The 9621-nt window shown below is 59.3% G+C and carries 8 protein-coding genes; 5 read left to right on the top strand and 3 right to left on the bottom strand.

All coding sequences use genetic code 11. The annotated features are described in order from the left end of the window. Positions 1-434: 434 nt before the first annotated feature. Together ACVWXZ_RS13810 and ACVWXZ_RS13805 are read right to left on the bottom strand one after the other, a co-directional pair. Positions 435-794: a hypothetical protein gene (locus ACVWXZ_RS13810; protein ID WP_414331067.1), complete on the bottom strand. Its 360-nt coding sequence runs from the start codon at positions 792-794 to the stop codon at positions 435-437. Between the two features lie 40 nt (positions 795-834). Beyond that, positions 835-3243, bottom strand: a complete 2409-nt coding sequence (locus tag ACVWXZ_RS13805) for a DEAD/DEAH box helicase (protein ID WP_457403059.1) — start codon at positions 3241-3243, stop codon at positions 835-837. A 195-nt stretch (positions 3244-3438) separates the two neighbouring features. Between ACVWXZ_RS13805 and ACVWXZ_RS13800 the strand changes: the two genes are divergently transcribed. Genes ACVWXZ_RS13800 through ACVWXZ_RS13790 form a run of 3 tightly spaced genes read left to right on the top strand, consistent with a single transcriptional unit; the run spans position 3439 to position 5478 of the window. Then, positions 3439-4092 carry an anthranilate synthase component II gene (locus tag ACVWXZ_RS13800; protein WP_414357317.1) on the top strand — a complete coding sequence of 218 codons (654 nt, stop codon included), beginning with the start codon at positions 3439-3441 and terminating at the stop codon, positions 4090-4092. Further along, the gene (locus tag ACVWXZ_RS13795) at positions 4089-4907 is read left to right on the top strand and encodes an MBL fold metallo-hydrolase (RefSeq protein ID WP_414413658.1); all 819 of its coding nucleotides are present in this window, start codon (positions 4089-4091) and stop codon (positions 4905-4907) included. The genes ACVWXZ_RS13800 and ACVWXZ_RS13795 overlap by 4 nt, the downstream gene beginning before the upstream one ends. A 4-nt stretch (positions 4908-4911) precedes the next feature. After that, positions 4912-5478, top strand: a complete 567-nt coding sequence (locus tag ACVWXZ_RS13790) for an ankyrin repeat domain-containing protein (RefSeq protein ID WP_011433982.1) — start codon at positions 4912-4914, stop codon at positions 5476-5478. A gap of 10 nt (positions 5479-5488) precedes the next feature. Here ACVWXZ_RS13790 and ACVWXZ_RS13785 read toward each other — a convergent pair whose 3' ends face one another. Continuing rightward, complete coding sequence (locus tag ACVWXZ_RS13785; RefSeq protein ID WP_457403060.1) at positions 5489-6466, bottom strand: deoxyhypusine synthase family protein; 978 nt, start codon at positions 6464-6466, stop codon at positions 5489-5491. 267 nt (positions 6467-6733) lie between these two features. Between ACVWXZ_RS13785 and ACVWXZ_RS13780 the strand changes: the two genes are divergently transcribed. Together ACVWXZ_RS13780 and ACVWXZ_RS13775 are read left to right on the top strand one after the other, a co-directional pair. Further along, the gene (locus ACVWXZ_RS13780; protein ID WP_457403061.1) at positions 6734-8827 is read left to right on the top strand and encodes a HAMP domain-containing sensor histidine kinase; all 2094 of its coding nucleotides are present in this window, start codon (positions 6734-6736) and stop codon (positions 8825-8827) included. Positions 8828-8836: 9 nt separating this feature from the next. Next, positions 8837-9466: a DUF4126 domain-containing protein gene (locus ACVWXZ_RS13775; protein ID WP_414413217.1), complete on the top strand. Its 630-nt coding sequence runs from the start codon at positions 8837-8839 to the stop codon at positions 9464-9466. The last annotated feature ends 155 nt before the right edge of the window (positions 9467-9621 follow it).

Genomic DNA, 9621 nt, shown 5'->3' with positions numbered 1-9621 from the left:
AATCCCACTCTCTCCGCTGGAACTTGTTTGTGAGAGCAACTCACCGTGGGTAAGGCCATCCGGCCCGCTGGCGCGACCGAATCCCACTCTCTCCGCTGGAACTTGTTTGTGAGAGCAACTCACCGTGGGTAAGGCCATCCGGCCCGCTGGCGCGACCGAATCCCACTCTCTCCGTAATCCGATAACGTCCACTGAAGTCCAGAAAGCTCTTACCCAGCAAGGCTTCTGGGCTTTTTAGTGTCCACGATAGACCGGGGAAACCCACTGTAATCCAGGCTAAAGTGGGACACAATAGGGGATATAACAGACGGGGTGGGACATGGCCCTGCCAGAGATGGCCATTCGGAATGCCAAACTCAAGGACAAGCCGTACCAGTTGCCGAATAGAGAAGCAAGGCCATCCTGCCTGCCGAAGTTTTTGCCGAACCAGCTGACTATAGACTAACGGCCAACCGTAGGACGATGCCGACAAGAGCTACGGTGGCAGCTCCAATCAAGGCAAAAGCCAGGTTAACCACTTGGGCACTAGCCTTTTGATAGGTGTCAATTCGTTCTAGGATCACCCGGTTTTCTATCCCCTGCTCGGCCCAACGTCTCTCCTGCTCAGCCCAACGTCTTTCCTGCTCGGCCCAGCGCTTTGCTTGATCGGCTGCCAGGGCTTCTAGCCGCTCGTTGGTTCTGGAGACATCCTGCCGGAGTCCTTCCACATCCTGTCGGATCTCTTCCACATCTTGCCGGATCTCTTCAATAACACTCAACACATCCCTGAGGGTGGGTTCACCGGCGGGCATCATAGAGCTGCAACCTCACTGAACAGCAAACGGTCTGAGCTCGCTAGATCAACTCGCTCACCGGGAAGCGATCCAGCATTTTTTGGGCTTGACGGGCATTTTCCCGTAACTCCGCCGGCAGATGGGGAACATAAGGGATCTGAGAAAGCAAATCCAGCGTGCGGCGGATCAGGCGCACCAGGTCTCCGGCATCTAGGTTGGTGCTGGCTTCCAGGGTCTCCCAAGGGATCCCTTGCGCCCAATGTTCGACGATCCCAGCCAAGCTGGGCTCAAACCCGATCGGCATATGAAACACCTGGTGTTGCCGTTGGCTGCGGAACAGCTGCCGCCGTAAACCCCGCAATCCGTGCAGCACATCCTCCACCAGCCCCGAGGTGCGCAGCCGGCTGTAGGTACCTGAACGGGGAGCCTCTGAGACCAAGGCAGCCACAACTCCGGCCAAATGATGGGGAGCACAGCCCTGACACTCACCCGAGAGCAGAGCCAGCGCCAGCCAGAGCTCGTTATCCCCCCGCAGCGCGGCCACCACCTCTCCGCTATCGGTAGGTTGATACTCTTGCAGACAGTTGAAATCCTGCAACACCCCCACCAAGGCCATAAATTGCTGCCAGCGCAACTCCTGCACGGAATCGCTCTGCCGCTCCAGGTGCTCGAGGCGCTTGAGCAAGCGCTGTCGTTTTTCTCGCAAACCCAGCAATTTTTTCCCCACTTGGTGAGCGGGATTCTCTCGGATTTGAGCTTCTAGGGCACGGATTTTTTCCTCTTGGGCTTGGATGTGGGGAAAAGCCAACAGCCGCAAGGTGGGATCCGGCTCAGCTTCCCGTTGTTTGAGCAAGTAGCGCAAAATGCGTCGTTCTTCCCGCCGTTGCGCCTGCATCTTCTCATAGCGGGCGATATCTTCGTCGGCAATGCCTCCCAAGAGACGGTCGATCTCCTCCAGCTCGGCGCGCGTGTGCAGGATCTCCTGTTGTTCGGGCAACTTTTGCAACGAGAGCAAATATTGTCCAAAGCTGCGGTTGATCAGATCCCGTGCTGCTTCCAAAGAGTGCTTTTGCAGCAGGTTCAGCACCATGCCATAGGTGGGGGTAAACTGGCTCACCAAGGGATCCGCTCCAGAGGTGGCCAGCCGCGCAGCTTCTTGGGCCCCCTCAAACGGGGATTGCACCGTCACCACATGGCCGATGATGTCCTTGCCCCGCCGTCCGGCTCGGCCCGACATTTGCATGAACTCGGAAGCGGTCAAGAGGCGGTGGCCGTTGTCGGTGCGCTTAGAAAGGGAGGAGATGACAGTTGTGCGGGCGGGCATGTTGATCCCGGCGGCCAAAGTCTCAGTGGCGAAGACCAGCTTCACTAGCCCCTGCTGAAACAGATGCTCCACCAGTCCCTTCCAGGCAGGCAACATGCCGGCATGGTGAGCGGCAATACCCCGGTAAAGGGCATCCAACTGATCTCGTCGGACAGCTTCGGGCGTTTCTCGACAAAAGCGGTCGATCTGCTCGGCCAACTGCTGCCGTTCTTCCTCGCTGGCTACCAAGTCCAGATCCCTTACGCTGGCCACGGCCATATCACAGCCTTTGCGACTGAAGATGAAATAGATGGCCGGCAGCATGTCCCGCTGGCGCAAGTTTTCCAACACCTGCGCTATGTCCGGCACTCCTGCCCAGGAGGGCTCGTGGGAGTTGGGCCGTTTGCTTTTCAAGCGGCGGTTGCGAACCCACTGCCCCGACTCGGTTTGCTCCAGCAGGGGGAACAGCCCTTTGCGATTGGCAAAGTGAAATTGCAGCGGCACCGGGCGGTGGTTGGAGTCGATCAGATGGGTGGGGCCATGCACCTGGTTCATCCAATCGGTGAGCTGGTCGCTGTTGGCCAAGGTGGCAGAAAGGGCAATGAGCTGGATCGTGGGGGGGCAGTAGATGATCGCTTCTTCCCAGACGGTGCCCCGCTGCTGGTCGTTCATGTAATGGCATTCGTCCAAGATCACCGCCTGCACATCCCGCAAGGGATCCACCTCGCCCTCTGAGAATTCTGTGCCGTCATCGCGTTCGCCGTAGGCATACCTTTGCACTGCCAAGGATATCGGTGTGCCGTAGAGCATGTTGCGGAAGATCTCGGTGGTCATCACCAAGACCGGTGCATCCCGGTTGATGGAAATGTCGCCGGTGAGCAGGCCAACCCGTTCCGGGCCAAATTGCTGGCCAAAATCCCGGAACTTTTGGTTGGAGAGGGCCTTCAGGGGCGTTGTATAGAAAACCCGCTTGCCCTGGGATAAGGCTCGATAGATCGCATATTCTCCAATCAGGGTCTTGCCGGATCCCGTGGGAGCACAAACCACCACCGATTCCCCAGCAGCCAGAACCTGAATGGCTCGGATCTGAAAGTCGTCCAGCTCGAAGGGGAAAAGCTGCCGCAACTCGTCCAGCAAATCGGTTGCCGGGGGGAGAAGCGCACTCATGGGATCCAAATCAACATTGGGAAACCTGGAAACCCGCCCAACTCACCGCTTCCTGTGGGTTGTACCTTCTAGGATACAAGCTTTCTTGGGGCGTCGACTGCTCCCCTGCAAAAAGCGCCAGTTACTCTGCTTCTTTGGATCAAGAACAGCAGCTCAAGCAAGTGCTAAAATGGGGTGCCGTTGCCGGATGCTATCGTGCTGGTCGTCATCGACAACTACGACAGCTTTACCTACAACTTGGTGCAGTACCTGGGGGAGTTGGGAGCTCAGCTTCAGGTTTTTCGCAATGACCAGCTCTCCGTTGACGACCTGCGCCGAATGCAGCCGCAAGCTGTAGTTATCTCTCCTGGGCCAGGGCGGCCGGAAGATGCCGGGATCTCCCTGGAGTTGATTCGGGAGCTGGGGCCAGAGCTGCCGATTTTGGGGGTTTGTCTGGGGCACCAGTGCATTGGCCAGGTCTACGGTGGTCAGATCGTGCGCGCACCTGAGCTGATGCATGGCAAAACCTCGCTCATTTACCATCGAGGGGTGGGGGTGTTTGAGGGGTTGAGCCAGCCTTTCACGGCCACCCGCTACCACAGCTTGGTGATCGAGCCTTCTACGTGTCCTGACGAGCTGGAGGTGACGGCCCAAACCAGCGATGGGATCATCATGGGGGTACGCCACCGCCGCTATCCCCACGTTCAGGGCGTGCAGTTCCACCCGGAGAGCATCTTGACTGCAGAGGGCAAGCGCTTGTTGAGCAACTTCCTGCGCAGCGCCAAAGCCTCAACTGCTGCTCAGCCCAATGTTTCGCAGAAACCTCAGGAAACCGTTGCCGTTGTTACATCGGGGATCCCCACTCCATGAAGCGTCGCCAGCTTCTGCAAGCCAGCGCTGGGCTGCTGGGATCGATGGCCGTGAACCTGGCCAGAGGGCGCAAAGCGGGCGCTCAGACAGCGCCGGCACAAGGTTCGGAAACGCCAACAACCCCAGGGTCTATAGAGTTCACTCCCGGCTCCAGCTCGCAGGGGCTGCAACTGACTTGGCTGCACCACAGTTGTGTTTTGTTCGAGGGGGAGGGCCGACGGTTTCTGGTCAACCCGTTTCGGCCGGCGGGCTGTACGGCTGGCTATCCTGCCCCACGAGTTGCTGCCGATCTGGTGTTGCTCAGCAGCCGCTTGTTGGATGAGGGTGCTTTGGATGTGGTGCCCGGCAACCCCAAGGTGCTGTTTCAGCCGGGAGACTATCTGATTGACGGGATCCGGGTGCAAGGAGTACGCATGCCCCGTGGCCCTCGCTTTGGCGTAAACGTGGGTTGGCGCTGGCGCATGGCTGGGATCGACATTGTCCATTTGGGAGGGGCGCTGCAGCCAATTACGCGGGAGCAGTCCATCCTGCTTGCTCGTCCCGACCTGTTGCTGGTGCCAGTGGGGGGTGGGCCGAAAAATTACGATCCTGCCGGGGCCAAGGCGGCCATTGAGGCGCTGCAGCCCAAGCTGGTCATCCCCACCATGTATCGCACGGCCGCCGCCGAGGAATCCCAATGCGAGCTGCTGCCGCTGCAGGAGTTTTTGCGTCTCTTCCCCGCTGCTGCCGCGCAACCTGCCCTCAGCAACCCGTTGCTGCTCTCGGCCCAGGCTCTGCCCAGGCAGGGGCTCGCCATCCTTTTCTTTGAGGAATAGGGCTATGCGAGGTCAGGTCCTAAAAATCGCTGTCGGACTGGGATCCCTGCTAGTGGGGGGTCTGGGATTCTATGGATACTCCCTACCAGAAGATCCACAAGCCTTGGCCCAAGCCAACCCGCTGCGGCTGCAACTGGCTCTCTGGCTGGGGAAAGACGCCAACGCCGTCGATGAGCGGGGCAAGACAGCCCTGTTTTTCGTAGAAAGCGGCCTCAACGCCCGTCTTTTGCTGGCAGCGGGGGCGGATCCCAATCAACTAGACCATGGGGGAGCTAGCCCACTGCACCAAGCGGCTCGCCTGGGCAACCCTGAGGTTACGAAAGCCCTGCTCCAGGGAGGGGCCGAGGTGAACGCTCGTTTTGGCGCCGGTGGCCTTCCCCTGCATTTTGCCGCTTGGTCCGGCAACCCCGAGGTCGTTCGGCTGCTGCTGGAACATGGCTCCGAGATCGACGAGCCGGACGGCTACGGCCTCACGCCCCTGCGCATTGCCCAGGATCTGCGCCGCTGGGAAGCTGCAACCCTGTTGTCCCGCTGGCCCCGCTCCGCCTCAACCGACGGGCATACAGATTGATTCCCCTTCTCTACCACCCCAGCACCCAGGCGAAGATCAAAGGCGCCACGATGGTGGCATCCGACTCGATGACAAATTTGGGGGTGTCGATCCCCAATTTGCCCCAGGTGATCTTCTCATTGGGCACTGCCCCCGAGTAGGAACCGTAGCTGGTGGTGGAGTCGCTGATCTGGCAGAAATAGCCCCACAGGGGTACGCCCTGGCGACCCAGATCTTGATGGAGCATGGGCACCACACAAATGGGGAAATCCCCAGCAATGCCGCCGCCAATTTGAAAGAAGCCAATGGAGCACTCCGCCGAGGTGTGCGTGTACCAGTCCGCCAGGTGGATCATGTACTCGATCCCTGTGCGGACGGTATGCACATTGCGGATCTCACCCGTGATGCAGTGGGCGGCATACATGTTGCCGGTGGTGGAGTCCTCCCATCCCGGCACATAGATGGGCAAGTTGGCCTCCATAGCGGCGTAAACCCAAGAATCCCGGGGATTAATTTGGTAGTAGGGCTCCAGCCGGCCGCTGCGCAGGATGCGGTAGATAAACTCGTGCGGGAAGTAGTGTTCCCCGGCCTGGTCGGCAGCCATCCACTCTTCCAAGAGGGCTTTTTCTAGGCGCCGCATCGCCTCCTCTTCGGGAATGCAGGTATCGGTTACCCGGTTCAGGTGCCGCTCCAGCAGCTCCTGCTCCTGCTGCGGGCTAAGATCGCGGTAGTGGGGCACCCGCTCGTAGAACTCATGGGCGATGAGGTTGAAGATGTCCTCTTCCAGGTTGGCGCCGGTGCAGGAGATGGCGTGCACCTTGTTCTGCCGGATCATTTCCGCTAGGGAAAGGCCCAGCTCTGCTGTGCTCATGGCACCGGCCAAGGTCACCATCATCTTGCCGCCCTTTTCCAGGTGAGCACAATAACCTTTGGCTGCATCCAGCAGCGCGGCTGCGTTGAAGTGGCGAAAATGATGTTGGATAAATTGGCTGACGGGGCTGTTGGTCACGATTTTTCCGGTCACTCTGACCTGGTGAAGCACGGTTTTCTAGTCTATCAACTTTAGGGGCGCTGACAAGCTTTGCTTGGGGATACCTTTATCGGTATTGGCAACCATTCCCCTGCAGGTCGGCTGGAGCAGGTTGCGTTGCGAAGCCGGGATCCCATACCGGTTCTCACCCGGCCTTGGCTGAGACAAAGGGATCGCCTGCCCATGTCAGAATGGTGGCGAATCACCGCCCTATATCCGTTCACGCTATCTGTTCACGTTGGGTTCATGCCTCCTGTCAGCACTGTCGAGCCAGCCGAGCCCATTGCCGAAGTCCAATCTCCTGAGCTGGCTTCTTCTCCTGCCGAGCCATTGCCTGGCGCTGTGGACATGTCAGTGCCAACAACGACCGGGATCTCTATGGGATCCCTGCGGCGCTGGTGGGCGCGATGGAAGCAAAAACTGCGGTTGGAAACTCAGTTGCTCTTTGTGGCAACGCTGGTGGTCTCATTGGTGGTGAGCAGTTTCACCTTCTGGGCCGTCAGCACCGTGCAGCAGGATGCTCGCTTCAACGAAGCCCGCTTTGGCCGAGATCTGGGGCTGCTCTTGGCCGCCAATGTCGCCCCCCTGATTGCGGAAGATCGCATTGGCGAAGTGGCGCAACTGTCCCGCCAGTACTTTGAGAGCACCAGCAGCATCCGCTATTTGCTCTACGCCGATCCCGAAGGAAACATCTACTACGGGATCCCGTTCTCCAATCAGGAGGTGAAAACCTCCCTCAGCCTTACCCGTCGCATGCAACTGCCGGACAACCGTCCTCCTGCTGAGGGCCAACCGCTGGTGCGCACCCACCTTACCCCTGCTGGGCGGGTGACGGATATTTTCGTCGGCATCTACCATCAGGGCCGCTTTTTGGGCACCCTCGGCTTGGGCATCAATCCCAATCCCGCCCTGGTGCGCTCCACACAATTGGCGCGGGAGGTCTCGATTGGGGTGTTTTTGGCGGTGTGGGTCTTGGCCATCCTGGGAGCGGTGGTCAATGCCCTCACCATCACCTATCCCATCAAAGAGCTGGTCAAGGGTGTCCAGGAGATCACCAAAGGTAACTTCAAGCAGCGCATCGACCTGCCCTTCGGGGGCGAGCTGGCCCAGCTCATCGACAGCTTTAACGAGATGGCGGAGCGGCTGCAAAGCTACGAAGAACAGAACATCGAAGAACTGGCTGCCGCCAAAGCCAAGTTGGAGACCTTGGTCTTCTCCATCGTCGATGCCGCCATTTTGCTGGATGCCGAGTTGCGGGTGCTGCTGCTCAATCCTGCCGCCTCTCGTATGTTTGGCTGGGAAGGGGATCCCGTTTTGGGCAAACCCCTGCCGGAGCTGTTGCCGGAGGATCTGCAGCAGCAACTGGCCCGCCCCCTGATGCAAATTGCCCGCGGGGATCAAGAAGCAGAGGAAGTTCGCGTCAACCTCACCGGCCCCACCAAGCGTGTTATCCGCATCCTGCTTTCGCCGGTGTCGGATCCGCGGCGGCAAAATCTCAAGGGGATCGTGATGACGGTGCAGGACATCACCCGCGAGGTGGAGCTCAACGAAGCCAAGGCTCAATTCATCAGCAACATCAGCCACGAGCTGCGCACCCCCCTCTTCAGCATCAAGTCTTTTATCGAGACCCTCTACGAGTACGGCGAGCAGATGTCCTCGGCGGAGCGGCTGGACTACCTGGAAATTGCCAACCGCGAAACCGATCGCCTCACCCGCCTGGTCAACGATGTTTTGGATTTGTCTCGTCTGGAATCGGGCAAGCAGTACCACTTTGAAGGTGTCGACATCGCGGCAGTGATCGAGCAGACTTTGCGCACCCACCAACTGCAGGCCCGCGACAAAGGGATCCAGCTGCGCAAGTTCGTCGATCCGGATCTGCCGCTGGTCTGGGGCAACTACGATCTGCTGCTGCAGGTGATGACCAATCTCCTGGGCAATGCCCTCAAGTTCACCCCCTCAGGGGGCCTGGTGACGGTACATGCCCACCTGGTGGTTCAGGCGGATGGATCCCCGCAGGCAGTGCGGGTGGCAGTGGCCGATACGGGCATTGGCATTGCCCCAGAAGATCAGGAGCGGATTTTCGACCGCTTTTTCCGTGTCGAGAACCGGGTCCACACTCTAGAGGGCACCGGCCTGGGGTTGGCCATCGTGCGCAACATCCTGGAGAAACATCGAACCCGCATCTGCCTGGAGAGCAAGCTAGAACAGGGATCCACCTTCTGGTTCGACCTGCACCTGTACACTGAAGAGGGACCGCTGGAGTTCGAGGTTCAGCCAGCCGAGACGGATCCCCCCAGTTGCTGCTGGCGGGAACATCCCCGCCATTCCCACCAAACCTAAGGAGCCAAGATGGAAAGCCTACTGGCCATTTTTTTGGGGCTGGGCCTCAGTGCTGCCTGTGGCTTTCGTATTTTTGTGCCGCTGCTGGTGATGAGCATAGCGGCTCAGGCTGGACATCTGGAGCTGGCTCCCGATCTGCAATGGATTGGCTCAGAGGTGGCGCTGCTGGTTTTTGTGGTGGCCACCTTTTTCGAGGTTTCTGCCTACTACGTGCCCTGGGTGGACAACTTGCTAGATGTAGTGGCAACGCCGGTGGCAGTGGTGGCCGGAATCCTGGTGATGTCGGCGGCAATGGGGGACATTGGTGACCTGAGCCCGATGTGGCGCTGGGCTTTGGCTGCCATTCTCGGAGGGGGGGCTGCTGGGATCACCCAAGGCACCACCGATGTGCTGCGATTGGCCTCTACCACCACCACAGGGGGGCTGGGCAACCCGCTGTTGGCCACCGGCGAAAACGTCACTTCTCTGCTGCTGGCGGTGGTGGCGGTGCTGGCCCCTTGGCTGGCAGTGCTGCTGATGGGTTTGCTAGTGTACTGGCTGGGCAAACGGGCGTTGAAACTGGGGTTCCGCAGCAGAAATGCCGCTCCCAAGTCTCAGGGATCCCCGCCGACGGCTGTTCTACACTGGAGAAGGTTTTAACTGGATGGTTTTGCCATGCCGCCTCGCTGGCCCCGGAAGCCCTCCCGTCGGGATCCCGAATTTCGCAAGCTGGATGATCGCTATACCTATGCCGCCCACATTGCCGTTTTTCTCTGCAGCGGGTCTGGGCTGGTGTTTTTTCAGCAACTGTACCG

Source organism: Thermostichus sp. MS-CIW-38 (assembly GCF_054058415.1).
Note: the sequence above shows the minus strand (reverse complement) of the source record. Positions and strands in the feature narration are given on the sequence as shown.

Coding starts and splice junctions, on each gene's coding strand:
- ACVWXZ_RS13790 (WP_011433982.1), top strand. CDS start 4,912: ATGCGAGGTCAGGTCCTAAAAATCGCTGTCGGACTGGGATCCCTGCTA.
- ACVWXZ_RS13810 (WP_414331067.1), bottom strand. CDS start 794: ATGATGCCCGCCGGTGAACCCACCCTCAGGGATGTGTTGAGTGTTATT.
- ACVWXZ_RS13805 (WP_457403059.1), bottom strand. CDS start 3,243: ATGAGTGCGCTTCTCCCCCCGGCAACCGATTTGCTGGACGAGTTGCGG.
- ACVWXZ_RS13780 (WP_457403061.1), top strand. CDS start 6,734: ATGCCTCCTGTCAGCACTGTCGAGCCAGCCGAGCCCATTGCCGAAGTC.
- ACVWXZ_RS13795 (WP_414413658.1), top strand. CDS start 4,089: ATGAAGCGTCGCCAGCTTCTGCAAGCCAGCGCTGGGCTGCTGGGATCG.
- ACVWXZ_RS13775 (WP_414413217.1), top strand. CDS start 8,837: ATGGAAAGCCTACTGGCCATTTTTTTGGGGCTGGGCCTCAGTGCTGCC.